Source organism: Candidatus Hydrogenedentota bacterium, assembly GCA_013359265.1.
GTDB lineage: Bacteria > Hydrogenedentota > Hydrogenedentia > Hydrogenedentales > SLHB01 > JABWCD01.
This window is the reverse complement of record JABWCD010000004.1, coordinates 229536-249665: the sequence shown is the minus strand read 5'-3', so window position 1 is coordinate 249665 and position 20130 is coordinate 229536. Positions and strand designations below refer to the sequence as shown.

Genomic DNA, 20130 nt, shown 5'->3' with positions numbered 1-20130 from the left:
TCATGCATGCTTCCGGCCAGATAGTCCGCATCGCAGTTGCCGCTTGGCGGCGCAGGCGCTGGTTCATCGCCGGCGCGTGCGCCGCCGGCGTTGCGTTGGTCACAGGCCTGCTCTGGCCCATGGATACAAACCGCTATTTGAACGCCGGCGCATCGCCGCAGATGCTTGACCGCGACGGCAAATTACTCTACGCCTTCCTGAACGACGAACAACAATGGCGGTTTCCCCGCGCGCTCGACGAAATCAGTCCGTATATTGTCCAAGCGACGGTTGCGGTCGAAGACCAACGCTATTGGGAACATCCCGGTGTCGATGCGTTCGCGATTGCCCGTGCGATCCTTCAGAACGTGTTTCGCGCGCGCATCCATTCCGGCGCTTCGACGATCACAATGCAGGTCGTCAAGCTGGCGGACGATTCGGACCGGACCGTATTCGGAAAGCTCGCGCAAGCGTGGCAATCGCTTCGTCTCGAACGCAACGCGGATAAGGATGCGATCCTCGACGCGTATCTGAACAGCGCGCCGTATGGACTCAACCTTGTCGGGTGCGAAGCGGCCGCGCGCCGCTACTTTGGGAAGCCGGCAAGCGAACTGACCCTATCGGAAGCGGCGACGTTAGCGGCGCTGCCCAAGTCGCCGGTTGGACTCATGCCATTAAAGCATCCTGACGCGGCGAAGGCGCGCCGTGGCTACGTGCTTGACCGCATGGCAGCCGAAGGTTTCATATCGGACGACGATTGCGTGCGGGCGAAGGGCGACGCGCTGACCGCGGCGTGGAACGAATTCCCGCAGCTTGCCCCCCACCTTGCCATGCGTATTGCGTCATCCGCCAAACCGATCATGTCCACACAAACGACGCTGGTTTATGCGTTGCAGGAACGCATGGAAAACGAAGTAACGGAATACCTCAAACAATTTGATAACGACGTGAGCAACGCCGCCGCGATCGTGGTGGACGCCGAGACCGCGCAAATCTTGGCGCGCGTCGGTTCCGCTGACTTCTTCGGTACGCCCGGCGGCGGCCAGGTCGACGCCTGCCGCGCGCCGCGTTCGCCGGGCTCGGCACTGAAACCGTTCACGTACGCGCTCGGAATCGAACGGAACGTCCTCTACTCCACGGAAATGTTGTTGGACGACTCGCTCGATTACGGACTGTACAACCCCGAGAACTACGACGGTAAGTACCGCGGGTTGGTGTCGGCCAGTTACGCGCTCCGGCGCTCACTCAATGTGCCCGCCGTAAATGTTCTTGATCGGCTTGGGTACGACGACCTGCACCGCTTTCTGCAGAATGCCGGGATAACGACGCTGGTGAAACCGGCGGACTATTACGGGCTGGGTCTCACGCTGGGCAACTGCGAGATTCGGCTCGACGAACTCGCCGCCGCATACTGCACGATCGCCAACCTGGGCGAATACCGTCCGTTGCAGGACGTTGCCGGCGCATCCCCTACGCCGGTCCGCGTTATTTCCGAGGGCGCCTGCCTCTCGGTCTACGGCATGCTTGATCAGGAACTTCCCAACGAGTTTCAGCGCGACATCGTCCGCGCGCGAGGATACGTACCGCGCATCTGCTGGAAGACGGGAACCTCGACGGGTAACCACGACGCATGGGCCTTCGTGTTCAATCGGCACTACGTTGTGGGCGTCTGGCTGGGTAACAACGATGCCACGCCATCGAAATACCTCGTGGGCGCACGCGCGGCGCTGCCGCTTGCCGCGCAATTGTTCCGCTCCCTCCCAAGAAAGGCAATGTCCGATTGGCCCGAAGCGGGAAACGCCATGCGCACCGTCAAGCTCTGCGCGGACACTGGACTTCCCGCGGCGCCGTGGTGCCCGCACGCATCAACGGATATCCTGCCCGCCGCTCAGTTCTTGAACCGAAAGTGCGACGTGCATTACCCAAGCCCCAGCGGCGACGGCGCCGTTCAACGCTGGCCCGCCTCCGCCAAAGGCTGGGATTTGGCGAATGTAAACGCAACGATAGCGACCGTTCGGGGCGATGCGACACGTAAAGAAGGTTTCCGAATTCTCGCGCCCACCAACAATGCGGAGTTCGTGCTAACCCGCGAGGCGAACTCAGACCGCATACGGCTGCGCTCCTCCGCGGATGGTTCGACGACCGTCCACTGGTACCTGGATGGAGAACACATTGGGGTCTCGGGACCCGGCACTCCGCTGTTTCTCGATCTCGGCGACGGTGAACACCAACTCGCGTGCATGACGGCGTCGGGCGCTACGGACACGGTAACGTTTTCTGTTGCCGCGCCGTACGCACCCCAGACCTTCCGAACGGCGCACGCTCAATAGCTTGACGGCTCGTCCGCGGATTTGTCTCCACGTGATGCGTCCGGCACAATATCCTCCAATCTGTAGACTTTTCCCCTCTGACTCCAGGACTCGAAACCTCATACCATGCGCGTTGGCCTTTACACACTTGGTTGCGACAAGAACACCGTGGACAACGAGTATCTCGCAGGGATGCTCGAGGACAAGGGTTGCGAGGTGGATTTCATTGACGACGCGGGCGGCGATTTGCCGTTCGATGCGGTCGTCGTAACTACGTGCGGTTTCATTGGCGACGCCAAGCGGCAGTCGGTCGAAGCGCTGTACGAATTCACCGAACGCAAGAAGGAGAATGCACTGCGCGTCTTCGCGACGGGATGCCTTGCGCAACGCTACGCAGACGACCTCTTGAAAGAATTGCCAAACCTCGATGGCCTCGTCGGCGTTGGCCAATACGAGCGCCTTACCGAACTGATCCTCGACGGCCGGCCCGCGCCGGTTCGTAACGTGCGGGAAACCCCGCGTGTCGAGATCGAGCACTTCATGCGCCGCAAGCGGGTGGACTCGAAGCCCTACTCCTTCCTGAAGATTTCCGACGGATGCAATCACGGCTGCACGTTCTGCTCGATTCCCATTATGAAGGGCCGTCACACCTCCGTACCGGTAGAAGTCCTGCTCGACGAAGCGCGCTCGCTCATCTCGGAGGGTGTCAAGGAGTTCATCCTGGTTGCGCAAGACCTTGCCGACTACGGGCGCGACTGGAGCCGGGAGTGCCGCTTGCCAGACTTGTTGCGCGCACTGTGCGCGTTGGAGGGTGAATTTTGGGTGCGGTGCATGTACGTGTATCCCATGGGTATTACGGACGAATTCCTCGACCTCATGGCCAATGAACCGAAGATCGTCCCATACCTCGATGTCCCGCTCCAGCACCTCGATCCCGAGACGCTGCGGCGCATGAACCGACCATCGAAGGATGTAAACACGTTCAAGCTCGTCGAGCGCATCCGGGCACGTATCCCGCACATCGCGTTGCGCACGACCATGATCGTAGGGTTTCCCGGCGAGACGCGTCAGGCGCACCAGAACATGCTTGCGGGCATGCGTGAGCTTCGATTTAACTGGCTGGGCGCGTTTCAGTACTCCCTCGAGGAGGACACCCCGGCCGGCCGAATGAGCGGTCAGATTAGCAGCGCGACCAAGAAGCGCCGTTGGGAAAAGGCGATGGAAACACAGGTCGAGATTACCGCCGCCTGGAACCAGGCCCGCGTCGGCTCCCGCGTTCGGGTCCTTGTCGAATCCCGGGACCCCGAATCCGGCCGGTGGGTTGGACGGACCCCCTCCGAGGCACCCGAAATCGACGGCGTCGCCTACGTGGATTCGTCGCGCTGCCTACACCCTGGAGACATCGTCGAGGCCCAGATAATCGGGGCCGACACCTACGACATCCATACCTGCGATATCGGCCCCCCAAACCTCGCCGCGTCCTTTCAGGACAGCCGCTGAAACCGTCCGAAGGGCCTAGTCGTCCAATGGGCCAGATGCTGGGGTCGAGTCTTCCCGAGAAAGCGTATTTTTCGCGGGTCCGATCCCCCCAGAACGACTTTTCACAGGAATACTGGACAAGAGAACAATTCTGGGTTATATTGTTCGTAGTTGGCTAGATGCATCAGGCGTGTTTGGGAAGGATAGGGCTATTTTTAACTACGGGCTCGGTCGTTAGTTTTGGGTGGTCTGTCTTTCGGCATCTGGCTGCGTCGATCTCGTCGCGGTATACCTGAGGAGTCGGGTTGTGCGAACCGTGGCGCGACAAGACAATTAGGGCTCGGTGGGTTGATCGGTCTTGGGGAGGTGAAATTCATTCGTTGAACGCTTCCTTGGGGGTGGCGTTGCGCCCCGGCGCGCCCGCATTGCTTTTATCGTTTGCGCCTGAGCAGACGAGGGGCTGGAGTCCTGGTTTTATGTGTTGTGTCGTAAACAAAATGTGGCTTGAGGAGAGAAGTCAATGAAATCGAAACGCGGTTTCACCCTGATTGAATTGTTGGTGGTGATTGCCATCATCGCAATTCTCGCGGCGATTCTGCTGCCGGCCCTCGCGCGTGCACGCGAAGCGGCCCGGCGCGCAAGTTGCCAAAACAATCTGAAGCAAATGGGTATTGTGTTCAAGATGTACTCCGGCGAAAGCGCTGGCGAAAAGTTCCCGCCGGTCCACGGTCCCGAGCCGTGGTTCTTGGCCGGGCTCAGCTTCCCCGGCGCGTCGGACGGATCGTGCGACGAAGACGATCAGCCAGACGTCTCTGTCGCCGCGCTGTCCGTGTACCCGGAATACCTGACAGACTGGAAAGTCTTGATATGTCCCTCGGATCCGGACAACACGATGGGTATCGTCGGCGACATCGACGATGACTTCAGCCCGGATCCAGGCGTGCTCTGCGGCGCTTACACGGGTATAGCGTCGGACCATGACGAAAGCTACGTCTACACCGGCTATATCTTCGACCTGTGGGACGCGGACGACCTGATCATCACGGCCCCGATTGACGTCGGCAACGGCACCCCGCAAGTTCCGGCGCAGGTCGCGGAAGCGATCATCGCCCTTGCGGTGCCGCTGACCACCCAGGCGGCGGTTACGCCTGCGCAGGCGCAGACAATTCTCGCGACGAAGGACAACGACCTCACGGTTACTGCCCTTCGTGGCAATGCGTACAGCAACCAGGTCCGTCGCTTCCGTGAAGGCGTCGAGCGCTTCCTCATCACCGACATCAACAACCCGGGTGGTTCCGCCCAGGCGCAGAGTGAAGTCGAAACGATGTGGGATCACATCAACATCAACGTGACCGGCGGTGGCGAATTCAACCACGTGCCGGGCGGCTCGAACGTGCTGTTCATGGACGGTCACGTCGAGTTCAAGAAGTACGAGCGTGCCGGCAAAGGCCCGATCAACGAATTCTGGGCGAATGCCGTCTTCTGGTTCGCCGGTTAGTCGGAGTTCCAGGCGCTAGACCGTTGTTCAGAAGCGGCCGTGGCGACAACGTCACGGCCGCTTCGTTTAGGGAATTGGTTTGGAGAAATCTTAAGATCGCGGGCATGCGGGTGTATACGCATCCCGTCTAACTCGAGGAGCAATTTCATGAGCTTGAAACGCGGTTTCACGCTGATTGAATTGCTGGTGGTGATCGCCATCATTGCAATTCTCGCGGCGATTCTGCTGCCGGCCCTCGCGCGAGCGCGCGAAGCGGCCCGGCGCGCAAGTTGCCAAAATAACCTGAAACAGATGGGAATTGTCTGCAAGATGTACTCGGGGGAGAGCGCCGGCGAAAAGTTCCCGCCGGTGCACGCCACCGAGCCGTGGTTCTTGGCCGGCCTCAACTTCCCCGGAGCGGCCGATGGATCGTGTGACGAGGACGACACGCCGGAAGTCACTGTGTCGGGCCCGTCGGTATATCCCGAGTACCTGACGGACTGGAACGTGCTCAAGTGTCCGTCAGACCCCGACGTGAACATCCAGCTTGTCGGTGACACTGATGATGATGACGCGGTGGACCCGGGTGCATTGTGCGGTGCGTACACCGGTATGGCCTCCAATCACGACGAGAGCTATGTGTACACCGGTTACATTTTCGACCTGTGGGACGGAGACGATCTGATCATCGCCGCCCCGATTGACGTCGGCAATGGCACGCCGCAAGTACCGGCTCAGGTCGCCGAGGCGATCATTGCCCTCGCGACTCCGCTCACCACGACCGCTGCGGTCACTCCGGCGCAGGCCCAGACAATTCTGGCGCAGAAGGACAATGACCTCACGGTTACCGCCCTTCGTGGTAATGCGTACAGCAACCAGGTGCGGCGCATCCGCGAAGGCGTCGAGCGCTTCCTCATCACGGATATCAATAATCCGGGTGGGTCAGCACAGGCGCAAAGCGAAGTCGAGACGATGTGGGACCACATCAATATCAGCCCGACCGGTTCCGGCGAGTTTAACCACGTGCCGGGCGGTTCGAACATTCTGTTCATGGACGGTCACGTCGAGTTCAAGAAGTACGAACGTAACGGTAAAGGCCCAATTAATGAATTCTGGGCCAATGCGGTCTTCTGGTTCGCGGGCTAGTTCCGAACGGTACAAGACGCGCGCCAGCGCGATTTGAGCGTTGCTATACGGGGGTGGATTCTTCGAACCACCCCCGTTTCCTAATGTCTACCGCCGTTGATTGTCAGACGTAAACCCAGCCAACCCAGAATACCCTTTTATATGAATACTGCGAATATGTATGCGGATTAATCGGTATAAACGAAATATAAGGACAAATATTTTCAAGATATAATTGTAAAACGTGTATTTATTTGTTGACACAATGAAGAAACCCCACTATACTCCAATAGACTTGCGCCTTGCGGCAATGTGAATACGCACATTGCCGACGCTCAAAGTAGTCGGGCGAACGCGCGACCGAGGAGGATGAGATGGTATCGAAGCGGGGTTTCACGTTGATCGAGCTGCTGGTGGTGATCGCGATTATCGCGATCCTCGCGGCGATTCTCCTGCCAGCATTGGCCCGTGCGCGCGAGGCCGCCCGGCGCGCCAGTTGCCAGAGCAACCTCAAACAGATGGGGATTGTCTTCAAGATGTACGCGGGCGAGAACAAAGAGACCTTCCCACGCCTACAAGGCCCTGACATATTCTCCTTGGCAGGCCTTTCCGTGGGTGACCTGGGCATCGACTGCGGCGCGTCTGACACGGACAACTTTTCATTCGATCCGTATGCGGTATACCCGGAGTACCTATCGGACTGGGGCGTCATCCAGTGCCCTTCGGACCCAAACTCCGACCTTGCTATCATCGCCGAGGGCTGCCAGTTTGCTGGCTTAGCTACTCAGGCCAACGCCAGCTACATCTACTTCGGATATGTCGTGGATCGCGGCGACGGCAACGATCCAACTGTTACGGCGCCGGATATCGGTTTTGGCTCGTTCGACATCTCGGTTCAGGTGTTCGAAGGATTCATCGCGCTGGTCACGGGATCGGCGTTGGGCGCTCCGAAGCCCATGAATCCCTTGGGCAACGCATTGGATGCCTTGGACACGTTGACCCACGACTTGGAGGTTTCCCCAGGCGCGGGGAACAACGGTTCCGACACCATACGCCGGATTCGTGAAGGCATCGAGCGCTTCCTAATCACGGACATTAACAACCCCGCGTCGAGTGCGCAGGGACAAAGCCAAGTCGTCGTACTTTGGGACCAGATAAACCTCAACCCAAGCGGGGCGGGTGAGTACAACCACGTGCCGGGAGGCGGAAACGTGCTGTACATGGATGGACACGTGGAATTCTCGAAGTACGAGGCGCTCGGCAGGTTCCCCATCAACAACGCGTTTGCCAGCGCAACGCTGTGGTCCACGGGCCCTTAACCACGCGCGTCGCAGTTAACCCAGCCCGAGTCGCCGTCGGCGTAGTATTCTTTTTTCCAGATCGGCACTCGCGCCTTTACTTCGTCGATGATGTACCGGCACGCATCGAACGCGGCGTCCCGGTGGGCCGCTGAAGCCCCCACCCACACGGCCATATCGCCGATCGTGAGCGAGCCGATCCGATGGATACATTGCGCGTCCAATACTGCGAACGTCTTTCGCGCCTCGGCGATTATTGCGTTCCCTTCCTTCTCCGCCACGCTTGCGTAGGCCTCGTACTCGAGCCGGACTACCGAACGTCCAATATTATGATCGCGAACCCACCCTTCGAACGTCGCGAACGCGCCTGCATGGGACTTCTCGAACCGGGGCCGCAACAGGGATGTATCGATCGGTTCGCTCGATAACGCGAACATCCTGACTAACCTCCTGCCACCGGCGGAACAAAGACGACCCTATCGCCATCGGTTAGTGGCACGTCCCAATCGGCAAACTCGTCGTTGATGATGACCCGTAATCGGGACGGTTCCAGCGTGAAGGAGTGGGCCGCCTGAAGTCCCGCGTAAAGGTCGCGTGGCGTGCGGGCTGCGGTTTGTACCTGCTCCTCGGCAAGCCCGCGCTGCTCGCGAAGCATTGCGAAGTATAGAATTCCGATCGATTTCATGGGGTACCGGCATGTTTCGAGATAGACTCGAGCAGCGCCTCGCGCTCGTCCGGCGAGTTGGCGTTATCCAGCGCATGAACGTCCGGCAACCTGATCAGCCATGTATCGGAATTGATGAGCACTTTGCGCGGGCAATGGTAGCCCAGGGCAAGAAAGCTCATCAGCCGGAAGATGCTTTTGGGTTCGTAGATGGCGCATAGGGGCTCTGGAAAGCCGTCGTTTGCGCTCGTATACGCCGTAGCAAGTTTGAAGGGATTGCGTTCGGCGCAGAGATATTCGAGCGTGTCCGGCGTAACAGCCGGGAGGTCGCACGCAAGCACCAGCCATGCGGCATGCGGATGCGCCTTCTGGGCAGAGAGAATACCTCCCAACGGCCCGTACCCGAGGAAGGTATCGTGAATCTGCGGAAAATCCCGGTATGTGGCTTCTCCACTTTGTTCCGACCGTAGCGATACGAACACCTTATCGCACAACGCGCTCAGGAGGTCGAAGCAGTGCCGAACCTGCGGTCGGCCGTGATAATCCAGGGCTGCCTTATCCAACCCCATCCGGGTGCTCTTTCCACCCGTGAGCACGAGGCCGTAGAGCGGAATCGACTCGATGACCTCGTCGAAGTACGACTCAATCCGCTGTTTCAGCGCAAGGGTTTGATCTTCGGTGAAGTACGTCGCGCCAGGGGGAAGCACTCGGCACGACGGAGCGGACCCGACGTATGCGAGCACGTTTTGGTATTTCGGAACTTCCCCATCGTCCACCCACACCAATTTCGCCATGTCGCTATCCGCCTCTGACTCGGCAAATACGACATCAACGTCGACCAGTTGCTGCTGTCGAACATAGTTGTCGAGTTCCCCAGGGTACAGTAGCCCATGCTGCCCATCCCCCCGCACAAGGTTGACACCCATCTGTCGGGCGGAATCGTCGGGCATTTGTGTGGGCCGCTCGATAACGTGGCCGACGACGAAGTGGGGGTCGAACATCGCACCGACTTTGGCAGCTAAGTGCGCTCTTTGGTCAGCCGATTGACCATGGAAAGCAAGCTCAAAGGGGTTATAGTGGAAGGCATACACCCTATTTCCTGTGGCGCTAAGACTACAACCCATAGTCGCTTTTCCCGCCGGTTTTTGATATCAATGCAACCTCCTGAATTGTGATGTCGTGAGATAGGGCCTTGCACATGTCGTAGACCGTGAGGGCGGCTATGGACGCCCCCGTCAGGGCTTCCATCTCGACGCCGGTCCGGGCGTGGACGACTGCTTCACAAGTCACGACCAGGCAACTTTGACCGTCAAATTCCACAGAGACTTTACAGTCATCCAGCCCCAATGGGTGGCAGAGTGGAATCAGTTCCGATGTGCGCTTGGCAGCCATGACGCCCGCCACGATGGCCGTTTGGAGCACGGGGCCCTTCTTCGTCACCAACTCTCCGTTGAGAAACTCCGCGGCGATGGCCGGCGGCAAGGCTACGACTGCGCGCGCTTTGGCGGTACGCCGCGTTATCGGCTTCTCGGCGACGTTTACCATTTTGGGCTGGTTATTCTCATCGACATGCGAGAGCATCGGTTTCTCGTTAACCTCCGATATGGTACATTTCGACTTTTCGTACCGCCGTATGCGAATGCTGTGCGTCCGCGCGAAGCTCTGAGTACCGGTCGCGCCGCCGCTTCCACACCTCGTACAATATACCGTTCAGGTCCTCGTCCGAACCGCCGTTCCTCAATGCAGTTCTCAAATCTGTGCCGCGCGACGCGAATAAGCACGTAAACACTTGGCCGTCGGCGGACAAACGCGCGCGTGTGCACGACCCGCAAAACGGCTGGCTCACGGACGAGATGAATCCGATCTCGCCTGTTCCATCGGCGTAACGATACCGTTCGGCGACTTCGCCGTGGTAGTTTGCGCCCAGCGGAAGCAGGGGATACTGCGCCGCAATCCGGTCGCGCACAGAGCGGGATGTCACGACCGCATCTTCGCGCCAGCCGTTGCAGTTGCCTACGTCCATGTATTCGATAAACCGGAGCACGGCGCCCGTACCCCGGAAGCGCTGCGCGAGCGCCAGCACACCGTCCTCGTTGACGCCGCGCTGGACGACGGTGTTGATCTTGATAGGCCCCAGACCTGCGTCCTCCGCGGCACGAATTCCGTCGAGTACGGTTTGAACGCTAACATTGCGCCCGTTCATCCGCTTGAAAACCTCGTCATCGAGCGAATCGAGGCTCACCGTCACACGGTCCAACCCGGCGACCTTTAGTGCGTCCGCCAGTTGCGGCAGGAGAATTCCATTTGTCGTCAGCGCCAAGTCCATCACGCCGGGGATTTCGCGCAGCATTGCGATCAGAACCGGCAGATCCTTTCGCAAGAGAGGCTCACCGCCGGTGATCCGCAATTTGGATACGCCCGCCTGGACAAACAGTCGTGCGACCCGCGCGATTTCTTCGAAACTGAGCAGTTCCGCCCGCGTCAGGAATTCGTAGCTGTCGTGGTAGTGGTCGGCCGGCATGCAGTAGGTACAGCGGAGGTTGCACTTGTCCGTGACGGAAATCCGCAGGTCGTGCAGCGGACGCGTCAGCGAATCGACGACAGGTCTGGTTTGTTCGATTACGGCCACTGGGCAACGTCCTTCAGATAGTCCGAGCGCCGTTGGCGGGGCAGTAGTTCGCTCCCGATTTCCAGAAACGGCCTCAATTACCGTATTATGCCCGACTTATGTCCGGCGGCGAAATTGGGAAGAAGTGCGCCGAGACACCCGAGAGTTCCCAAATACTTCGAGCAGCATATGCGTGAACGTGAATTTATACAGTCTACCCTGGACGACATGGCGATATTCGTCCGCTCGAAGTATGCCATGCGGGACGGAATGCGCATTTCGACAAAACGGGAAGCCAACGACCTCCTGACCGAGGTCGATTTGGCCGTCCAAGAGGAAATCGTCGGGCGGATTCAGGAAGAGTTTCCACACGACGCGATCTACGGCGAGGAAGCGGGCATGAACGAAGTGCCAGCCGACCCGGACGGCCGTACGTGGCTCATCGATCCCATAGACGGTACACAGAATTTCGTCCGCGGACTCTTTCCCGCATTTGGCATTTCACTGGGCTTTGCCGAGCAGGGACGCCCCGTGGTTGGCGGCGTGGCCGTGCCGGGCCGGGGTGAGCTTTACCTGGCGGAAAAGGGAGGTGGCGCATTCCGCAACGGTGAGCGGATCGTGGTGTCCGACGTGGGCGGATTGGCAAGTGCACGGGCGGAGGTCGATTTCTCGGGACCCTGGGACCGGGAAGAGATTCTACATCGGTTCTCGAGGCTCATGGTCGAAATTGGACAGGTCCGATGCCATTGTGCAGCCGTCATCGGGCTATGCTCGATCGCCACCGCGGACATGGACGCGTACGTCCACGTCGCGTTGAACCCATTTGACTACGCGGCCGCGATGATCATCGTCGAGGAGGCAGGCGGAAGGGTGACCCGGCTGAATGGCGGCCCCATACACCTTTTCGACGGCGGGCGCGGCGTGCTGGCGAGTAACGGATTGCTGCACGACTCGCTGCGCTCGATAATTGTTTGAGGTGCGCTGCGATGAAGACACGTGAAAGCGGTATGCCCGAAGAGGCGATGTGGGACTCCTTCTTCGATCCCGAGTCGATACTTGCCGCGCTGGCGTTAGACTCGCGATGCGTTAACGTCGTGGAGTTTGGCTGCGGGTATGGTACGTTCACGATTCCCGCGGCGAATGTCGTATCGGGTACTGTCTTCGCGCTCGACATCGAACCCGAGATGATTCAGGCAACTGAGCAGCGCGCGGTGCGGTTTGGCGTCACAAACGTGCGCGTGCTGCGGCGAGACTTCGTCGAAGAAGGAACGGGACTGCCCGACGGGTGCGTGGACTACGCAATGCTATTCAATATCCTTCACTGTGAAGAACCGAGCAGACTGCTGCGCGAGGCGCATCGCGTGCTGGCCGCGAAAGGGAAGCTGGGCATTATCCACTGGAGGTCCGATATCCCTACCCCGCGCGGGCCATCGTTGGACATCCGACCCACGCCTGACGATTGCGCGAATTGGGCAGCACAGGCCGGTTTCGACCGCCTGGAGGGCGAAACCATCCTTATACCGCCATACCACTTCGGAATCGTGCTTGAAAAGGGCCGCCGCATCGAGGAGTGTGCATGAGAAAGGCTGTCCAGTTCGGCGCGGGTAACATCGGCCGAGGTTTCCTGGGCCAGCTCTTCTACGAGTCGGGTTACGAAACGACCTTCGTCGATGTTGCCGACGCGTTGGTGGCCGGCCTGAACGACCGCCATAGCTACCCGCTGCGCATTCTCGATGACGTGAGTTACACGATGTGCATCGAAAACGTGCGCGCGGTTCACGCAACGAAGACGGATGCCGTGGCCAAGGCCCTTGCCGGGGCCGAAATCGCGGCGACGGCGGTGGGTGTACCCGTTTTGCCGAAGATAGCGCACCTCATTGCGGCGGGCATCGAACAGCGTTTCGCCGACTTCAATGCCACCCCGCTGAACGTAATCGTCTGCGAGAACCTTCTGGATGCGGGACCGTATTTGCGCGAGCAGGTGCGGGGTCACCTCTCCCCCACCTTCCACGCCGTGCTGGACGAGAAGGTCGGGTTCGTCGAGGCGAGCATCGGCCGCATGGTGCCCGTCATGACGGAGACGCAGCGGCAGGAGGACCCGCTGTTGGTGTGTGTCGAGGAGTACTGCCATTTGCCGGTGGATAAAGATGGCTTCAAGGGCCCAATCCCCGAATTGAAGAACCTTCAGCCGCGCGATAATTTCGCGGGTTACGTCGAGCGCAAGCTATTCGTCCACAACGCAGGGCACGCCGTCGCTGCCTACCTCGGCTACCTCAAAGGTTACGAGTACATCTGGCAAGCGGTCGGCGACCCGGCGGTCAGAACTGAGATCGAAACTGCACTGGCTGAATCCTGCGAAGGGCTGGCACGGAAGCACGGGATGGATGTCCAAGCCCTCCGAAAGCATACGGACGACCTGCTTCGCCGCTTTGGAAATCGCCTTCTCGGCGACCAAGTCGAGCGCGTCGCACGCGACCCGATTCGAAAGTTGGGGCCACGGGACCGGCTAATCGGGGCGGCAACCATGTGTCTGGAGCAGGGAGTCTCGCCGCTCAATCTCGCGTTTGCAGCCGCCGCCGCGATTCGGTACGATCATCCGTCCGATCCGGCCGCGCAATCCATTCAGGAACGCCTTGCACGAGAGGGACTTAGCGGGGTCTTGCGAGAGGTATGCACGTTAGATCCGGATTCCATTCTCGGATGCCTCGTCGCCAGTGGGATTCGCAGGCTGGATGCAGAAGGCTGGATTCGCGCCTGAGTAAGGATAGAACGAATGCACGAAGTTAAGTTGCCCCAGTTGGGTCAGTCTGTTGAAGAGGCCTCCATTGTCCGGTGGTTCAAGAACGAAGGCGACGTCGTAGCCAAGGGTGAGCCGTTATTGGCGGTCCAAACGGACAAGGCCGAGATCGAATGCGAATCCCCCGCCAGCGGTACGCTGCGTAAGATTTTGCTCCCTAGCGACGTGACTGTCCCGGTAATGACCGTTATCGCGCTGGTTGGGGAAGCCGACGAACCGCTGCCAGACTTGGCGAAATATGGAAATATGGCGGGGGCGCCTCCCGCGTTGGTGGGCGAGGTAGCGAAACCTGCAGAAGCTCCCAAGCCGGCAGCCGCAACGGCCACGCAACCGCCCGATGCGAGTGGCCGGGCAGTTTCGCCGCGTGCGCGCCGTGCCGCCGAGGCGCTGCACGTCAATCCGAACGTGGTGCCCGGCACCGGGGTTGGCGGGCGCGTGATGGAGGCGGACGTGAAGGCCTATGCCGCATCGGTAAACGCTACGCCGACGGCGAAGCGCCAGGCCGCGGCCTCGGGCGTGGACATCGCGCGCGTCGCGGGTTCGGGGCCGCGCGGAAGGGTCACGAAGGCGGACGTGTCGGGGGCGCGCCCCGCCGTTCCGGCGATCCCTGCGGGCGAAACGCGCCGCCTACCGCTGACGCCAATGCGGCGCATCATTGCGCAACGCATGGCGGACAGCAAATTCGGCGCGCCGCATTATTACGTTACGGTCGAGGTCGATATGGCGAACGCGGTGGCGTTGCGCAAGGGGCTGCCGTGGAAACCGTCGTTCAACGACATCGTCATGCGCGCGACCGCACTGGCGCTCGTCCAGTTCCCCGCGGTGAACGCGCGTTGGCAGGGCGACGCCATCGAGGAGATGGGGGACGTCAACCTTGGGTTTGCGGTAGCTATGCCGACCGGGCTTATCGTGCCCGTCGTGCGCGGCGCGCAAGCGAAGTCTTTGCAGGACATATCGGCCGAGTGCAAGGCGCTTACGGATAAAGCGCGCACGGGAAAGCTGTTGCCGGACGACTACGCAGGAAACACGTTTACGATCTCAAACCTTGGAGGTTTCGGCGTAGACCATTTCACGGCGATCATCAATCAGCCTGACAGCGCCATCCTTGCCGTCGGCCAGATCAAGGATCGTCCAGTGGCGATCGATGGTGGAATACATATCCGCCCAATCATGAAGATGACCCTCTCTTCGGATCATCGCGTCATCGATGGAGCCCTCGCCGCGCAGTTCATGGGACATTTGAAGAGCTTGCTCGAGGAAGCGCGGCTTTAGAGCCGCCCGATCTCGAAGAAATTTCACATGTTCGAGAAGACTGAATTCTGGATTCTGGATAATCCTCTGTATTTCATGTTGCTTTACATCTTGGATTGGCTGTTGCGTACCTTCAACCTCGTCACACTTTAGCTGACTAACGAAGAATCAACGGCCGATTGACCGGAGAATTGCATGGACGCATGTGACGTAGTAGTGATTGGCAGCGGCCCGGGCGGGTACGTCGCGGCGATACGCGCGGCCCAGCGCGGTGCGCGCGTCGTCGTGATCGAGAAGGACGAGTTGGGCGGTGTGTGCCTGAACTGGGGTTGCATTCCAACGAAGACCCTCATCACCAGCGCGAATTTATACCATAAATTGCAGCACGCCGAAGCGTTCGGCCTGAAGGCGAAGGCAGGCGGCGTAGATTTCGCGGCCCTGCGCGCGCGCAAGGACGACGTTATCAGGAAGAACAAGGCGGGCATTCGCAACTTATTCAAGGGCCACGGGATTGAAGTTGTCAACGGCACAGCGCGCGTTGCCGCGCCGGGACTCATTCACGTCGGCAAGGAAGAGATTCGCGCAGGCGCGATCATAATCGCCACGGGCAGTTCGTCCGCGCAGTTGCCCGGCCTCGAGACGGATGGCGAGCGCGTTATTACCAGTACGGAAGCGCTCGAACTCGATGCCACGCCCAAGCGTGTGCTCGTGATTGGCGGCGGCCCAATAGGCGCTGAGTTTGCCTCGATATGGAATGCGTTCGGTTCGGAAGTGGTGCTCGTCGAAATGATGCCGAATCTCTTGCCGTTGGACGATGCCGAGAATACGAAATTGCTGGCCAACATCTTCAAGAAACGCGGTATCGACGTGCGTACTGAGACGACGGTGAAGAAACTCGACCGTGACAAGAAGGCCGTCCGCGCCACGCTGCAAGGCAAGCATGCGGGTGCGGTGGAGGTCGATTTGGTGCTCGTGGGAATCGGGAGAAAATTTCATTCCGACGTCGTTTCCGAAACCCCGGGGCTTGGCGTGGCGCTTGGGAACCGCGGCTCGATTCTCGTCAACGAGCGTATGGAAACGAATGTCGCGGGCATTTACGCGATCGGCGATGTGACTGGCAAGACCATGCTCGCCCACGGCGCCAGCACGGAGGGTATCGTAGCGGCGACGAACGCGACGGGGGGCGACGAAGTCATGGACTACCGTGTCGTTCCAGCGTGCACGTTCACTTCCCCGGAAGTAGCCAGCGTGGGACTGACCGAAGCCAAGGCGCGCGAGGCGGGATACGACGTGAAGGTTGGCCGCTTCAGCTTCATGGCGAGTGGTCGCGCGCATGCGATGGGCGAAACCGACGGCATGGCGAAAATCGTTGGGGATGCGGACACGGATGAAATTCTCGGCGTTCATATTATCGGCGCGGAGGCAGGCGAGCTGATCGCGTCGGCGGCGCTCGCGATGAAGCTCGAAGCGACCGTCGAGGATTTGGCGCACACCATCCACACGCACCCGACGCTCGCGGAGACGGTCATGGAAGCGGCCGAAGACTACTACGGCGTCGGTATTCATACGCCCGCGCGCAAAGCGAAGGTTTGATGCCGTCGCGTACGTCCCCGCGGCGCGCGAGTGAACGGATGAGGTAAGCACGTTGCGATTGCGGTATCGGCCTGCCATCGAGAACGGCATCTGTCTCCTCATTGCGACCGTCGTTCCCCTGTGCCTTCTACTTCCCTGTGTTATTCGCGGCGATGTGCCGGTCAACGCGGAAAGCGCACTCGCGTATGCACCTTGGGAAGAGGCCCGCCCGGCGGGCGCAGCCGCGGATGCGAATCCTACGGCCAATGAACAGGCGCAACGCTACTATCCCTGGTTCGTTTTTCTCGCAAGTACCGAACACGTCGGCGACATTCTATGGAACCCGCTCGACTATGCGGGCCAGCCATTTCTCGCGATTTGGCGGACACGATGCTTGTCGCCGTTCTCGGTTCCGTTTTACGTGGGCGACGCGCCGACCGCGCTGTTTGTCAGTGTTTTCCTGAAGCTTTGGGTCGCGGGTTGCTGCGCGTTCTTTGCAGCGCGACGTTTTGGAATGCCCCCAGCGCTTTCGATGATCCCGGTCGTGGCGTTTCAACTAAGCGGGCCGCTGTTACTGTGGTCGGTTCTCCCGATATCGGACGTGCTGCCGTGGCTTCCGCTACTCATTGTCTTTGCGGAGCGCCTTGCGTTGGGCCAATACCGTGCGTGGCCGGGCGGCGCTGCGGTAATCGGACTGATGCTGCTCGGCGGCGAACCCGAAGCGCTCGCGGTAGTGCTTATTCTCGCCATTCTCTATTTCGCGCTGCGCACCCTTAGAGAATGGCGCGGTATTACCGGGACAGGCGTCTCACTGCTGTCGTTGGGCGCGGCCATTGCACTTGCGCACGGCATAGCGAGTGTGCAATTGCTGCCGTACATGGAATTCAATCGCTATGCCGTCGAGTCCGGCCTTCCCGCGATTCGCTATGCGCCGCACCGGTTCGAATTTGCGTCGTGGATACTGCCCTTCTTGAACACAGGTTCCAACGGACTGTCGGAGGGGGCCACCATCACGAGTCACTCGGGTCTTGTCCTGGCGCTTCTGCTTCCCGTGTGGTTTTCGCTACGTCCCTTCGCAGAAGAGCGCACGCGCCGCCGCTACGAAGCATCACTGCTGCCCATTGTCGGGCTCAGCGTGCTTGCGCATGTGTGGATGTCACTGCGCGATTCGATCCCATTTTGTGGATCGGTGAATCCGGAGCACCTGCTGGTTCCTAACGCGTTTGTTCTGGGACTTCTCGCGTCCTTCACTGCGGATGAATGGCTCCGGCTCGGACCGCACGAAATCAAGACAACACTCAAGCGGTTCCTGTTCATTGGCCCGGCAAGCTTGATCGCCGCGGCAGTAGCCGTACTTTGGCCGGGCGGTCAGGCTGGACTCGTGCCCGGTCCGTGGTGGTCGGCGGCGTTTGCGCTCGTGTTTATTATCGTCACGGTCGCGGTCCTCGCGTACAATGTCGTGAACCCGTCCATTCGCGGCATGGGCTATTCTCTCGCCACGCTATTGGCAGCGGACCTGCTTATTACCTTTGCCGCACACCTGCCATCGACGCCGCGCGAACTGCTCTATCCCGAGACCCAATTCATCGCGCTCTTGAAGAAAACCGGCGGGCGCGTTACCGGCAGCACCGCGCTCGCCGACTGGCCCCTTGCGGGCAGTTCCGTCCCTCAGCTTTTCGGAAGCGCCGGAGTGGTCATCAAGCATCAACGCGATTACAGGGCCCGCACGGAGGACGACCCGCTTCTCTTCCGGCGTTCGGGTTCGCAACTGCTGCTACTGAAGCAGGAAGACATCCAGGGGAAGTTCGCGCCGCTTCGCGAAATGCTGCGTATTGAACAGGTGCTTCCAACGGGGGCAGTGCTATTCTTCGACACACAGGCGAAAGGCCGCGCGTGGATGGCGTACGAAGCGCGCAACGTCGAACGATACTCTCCCGCGGAAGTGAGTTCCACTTCGCCCATCGTTATCGAGCAGGGCGTACCCCCTGCCCCGCTTCCCGCGGACAAATCCCCGGGAACAGTCGCCGTACAACCAACGGACTCGAATACGAAGGTGACGATCACGTTGGATGGCGTCTCAAAAGGGATACTCGTCTTGGCGGATGCATTCTTCCCGGGATGGAAAGCAACTATCGATGGCGCGCCCGCGGGCGTTCTTGCGGTGGATGCGCTCTACCGCGGCGTGGAGATTCCCGAAGGAGCGAAAGAAGTCGTGTTCGTATACGACCCACCGCTCGTGAAGATTGGCATGATCGCATCCGCGATCGCGTTGGCCGCATTGCTGGTCAGCGTGGCTGTGTTGCTGCCGTCGACGATTCGTTCGCTGAAAGAACGTGATACGTGGGTGCTTCAATAGGCGTCGCGAAGCAAGCTACGATGACTTATTGACCGCCTTCTCGATCTTGCCGTCTTTCGGCATGCCCAGCGACAGCGCTTTTTCGTATGCCGGTTGTGCCGTTGCGCCGTCCTTCTTCTCCGCTGCGTACCAGTAGGCAAGGTTGAACCACGCGGGGCCGTAGTCTGGATTCGACTCGGTCAGCGATTTGGCCACGCCAATGGCGTCATCGACCTGGCCGTAGTGCGCCATGTTGACGGCGTGCGCGTTGCGCGCGTCGATGAGGTTTGGATCCAGTCGCAGCGCCTGCTCGAAATGCGTCGCCGCTTCCTTGTGTTTTTTCTCGTTCATCAACAAAACGCCGAGCGTGTAGTGCCCCAGCGCGTCATCGCCGAGTCCGAGGTCTACAAACATCGCCGACGCGGCGGCATTCGCGGCCAACTCGAACCGCTCCTTCAGCACTGCCCCGCCGTCCGCGGTCCAGCGCGCCATCTTTTCGTCATCGACCGTGAACTCGGGGTTGGTAATGTTCACGCCCATGCGGCTGGTGGGGTCGCCGAGTTTCGCATTCGCGAGCACCGGTTCGGTCGTCGCGACGATTGTGTTGTCCCATAGCGAGTGGCCGTCCGGCAGCGTGACCAATTTCCCATCGAGCTTCGTCGCCAGCGTGCCGTCCGATCCGTAGACGCCGAACCGCACCACGCAATCCAATAGCGCGTCCTGGCCGTTCTTTGCAAGGCCGGCATACCGCGCTTTGATGACGTCGTCCGTCGATTTCGCGCCCGCGGTCGATCCCATTGGCGCGACTTCCGCCAACTCCGCGCCCAATACGGACTCAAGCTTCGCCTTGATGATATTCTTGAATTCCCCGGCCGCGTCGTAGCCCTCGAGCGCATCGTGGATCGGTTTGCGGAACTTCGCATTCACGATGGCGTCCGCGCTCGCGCCCAATACAATACCGGACGAGCCCAACACACGCAGCGTCTTCCCCGCGGGCGAAACCGCAACTTGCATCTCCGGCGGCGTCGCCTTCACCGACCAGGCAGGCGCTTTGGCGGTGCCGATCGACGTTGGGCCTTCGTTTGTCGTGGCGCATCCAGCGAGAAGCACAGCGAGGCCAACTGAAGCGAGAAGCATGCGGCGCATAGTCGTACCCTTCCGAGTTTAGAAGCAGCTTGGGGTCGCGATAGTACCAAACTGCGCCGGCCGATTGACAACGCGATAGTTTGAGCGCCC

Annotated in this window: 17 protein-coding genes; 11 read left to right on the top strand and 6 right to left on the bottom strand. The window is 60.0% G+C overall.

What is annotated here, in order from left to right:
* Positions 1 to 2 precede the first annotated feature (2 nt).
* From pbpC to HUU46_04840, 5 genes are all read left to right on the top strand, one after another.
* Positions 3 to 2309, top strand: coding sequence for a penicillin-binding protein 1C (pbpC, locus tag HUU46_04860; GenBank protein NUM52954.1), 2307 nt, complete (start codon positions 3 to 5; stop codon positions 2307 to 2309).
* 105 nt (positions 2310 to 2414) lie between these two features.
* Positions 2415 to 3788: a 30S ribosomal protein S12 methylthiotransferase RimO gene (rimO, locus tag HUU46_04855; protein ID NUM52953.1), complete on the top strand. Its 1374-nt coding sequence runs from the start codon at positions 2415 to 2417 to the stop codon at positions 3786 to 3788.
* Between the two features lie 499 nt (positions 3789 to 4287).
* Positions 4288 to 5265, top strand: a complete 978-nt coding sequence (locus HUU46_04850) for a DUF1559 domain-containing protein (protein ID NUM52952.1) — start codon at positions 4288 to 4290, stop codon at positions 5263 to 5265.
* 147 nt (positions 5266 to 5412) lie between these two features.
* Positions 5413 to 6390 carry a DUF1559 domain-containing protein gene (locus HUU46_04845; GenBank protein ID NUM52951.1) on the top strand — a complete coding sequence of 326 codons (978 nt, stop codon included), beginning with the start codon at positions 5413 to 5415 and terminating at the stop codon, positions 6388 to 6390.
* A gap of 353 nt (positions 6391 to 6743) precedes the next feature.
* On the top strand, positions 6744 to 7688 hold the full coding sequence (locus tag HUU46_04840; GenBank protein NUM52950.1) for a DUF1559 domain-containing protein: 945 nt from the start codon (positions 6744 to 6746) through the stop codon (positions 7686 to 7688).
* Here HUU46_04840 and HUU46_04835 read toward each other — a convergent pair.
* The 5 genes from HUU46_04835 to moaA all read right to left on the bottom strand — a co-directional run bounded on the left by HUU46_04835 (position 7685) and on the right by moaA (position 10960).
* Positions 7685 to 8104, bottom strand: coding sequence for a molybdenum cofactor biosynthesis protein MoaE (locus HUU46_04835; protein NUM52949.1), 420 nt, complete (start codon positions 8102 to 8104; stop codon positions 7685 to 7687). The genes HUU46_04840 and HUU46_04835 overlap by 4 nt on opposite strands.
* A 5-nt stretch (positions 8105 to 8109) precedes the next feature.
* Positions 8110 to 8352 carry a MoaD/ThiS family protein gene (locus HUU46_04830; GenBank protein ID NUM52948.1) on the bottom strand — a complete coding sequence of 81 codons (243 nt, stop codon included), beginning with the start codon at positions 8350 to 8352 and terminating at the stop codon, positions 8110 to 8112.
* Positions 8349 to 9125 (bottom strand): NTP transferase domain-containing protein, encoded by a 777-nt coding sequence (locus tag HUU46_04825; GenBank protein ID NUM52947.1) that lies wholly within the window; start codon positions 9123 to 9125, stop codon positions 8349 to 8351. The genes HUU46_04830 and HUU46_04825 overlap by 4 nt, the downstream gene beginning before the upstream one ends.
* 319 nt (positions 9126 to 9444) lie before the next feature.
* The gene (gene moaC, locus HUU46_04820; protein ID NUM52946.1) at positions 9445 to 9912 is read right to left on the bottom strand and encodes a cyclic pyranopterin monophosphate synthase MoaC; all 468 of its coding nucleotides are present in this window, start codon (positions 9910 to 9912) and stop codon (positions 9445 to 9447) included.
* 10 nt (positions 9913 to 9922) lie between these two features.
* Positions 9923 to 10960, bottom strand: coding sequence for a GTP 3',8-cyclase MoaA (gene moaA, locus HUU46_04815; protein ID NUM52945.1), 1038 nt, complete (start codon positions 10958 to 10960; stop codon positions 9923 to 9925).
* A gap of 168 nt (positions 10961 to 11128) precedes the next feature.
* Between moaA and HUU46_04810 the strand changes: the two genes are divergently transcribed.
* The 6 genes from HUU46_04810 (at position 11129) to HUU46_04785 (ending at position 18915) form a co-directional block, all read left to right on the top strand.
* Positions 11129 to 11914: an inositol monophosphatase gene (locus HUU46_04810; GenBank protein NUM52944.1), complete on the top strand. Its 786-nt coding sequence runs from the start codon at positions 11129 to 11131 to the stop codon at positions 11912 to 11914.
* An 11-nt stretch (positions 11915 to 11925) separates the two neighbouring features.
* Entirely contained in the window at positions 11926 to 12519 is a 594-nt protein-coding gene (locus tag HUU46_04805; protein ID NUM52943.1) for a class I SAM-dependent methyltransferase, read from the top strand.
* On the top strand, positions 12516 to 13697 hold the full coding sequence (locus tag HUU46_04800; protein NUM52942.1) for a mannitol-1-phosphate 5-dehydrogenase: 1182 nt from the start codon (positions 12516 to 12518) through the stop codon (positions 13695 to 13697). The genes HUU46_04805 and HUU46_04800 overlap by 4 nt, the downstream gene beginning before the upstream one ends.
* Positions 13698 to 13712: 15 nt before the next feature.
* Positions 13713 to 15008: a 2-oxo acid dehydrogenase subunit E2 gene (locus HUU46_04795; protein ID NUM52941.1), complete on the top strand. Its 1296-nt coding sequence runs from the start codon at positions 13713 to 13715 to the stop codon at positions 15006 to 15008.
* 174 nt (positions 15009 to 15182) lie between these two features.
* Positions 15183 to 16580 (top strand): dihydrolipoyl dehydrogenase, encoded by a 1398-nt coding sequence (gene lpdA / locus HUU46_04790; GenBank protein ID NUM52940.1) that lies wholly within the window; start codon positions 15183 to 15185, stop codon positions 16578 to 16580.
* A 52-nt stretch (positions 16581 to 16632) separates the two neighbouring features.
* A complete protein-coding gene (locus tag HUU46_04785) occupies positions 16633 to 18915 on the top strand; it encodes a hypothetical protein (protein ID NUM52939.1) in 2283 nt (760 codons plus the stop codon).
* Positions 18916 to 18930: 15 nt separating this feature from the next.
* Here HUU46_04785 and HUU46_04780 read toward each other — a convergent pair whose 3' ends face one another.
* Positions 18931 to 20040, bottom strand: coding sequence for a tetratricopeptide repeat protein (locus HUU46_04780; protein ID NUM52938.1), 1110 nt, complete (start codon positions 20038 to 20040; stop codon positions 18931 to 18933).
* Between the last annotated feature and the right edge of the window lie 90 nt (positions 20041 to 20130).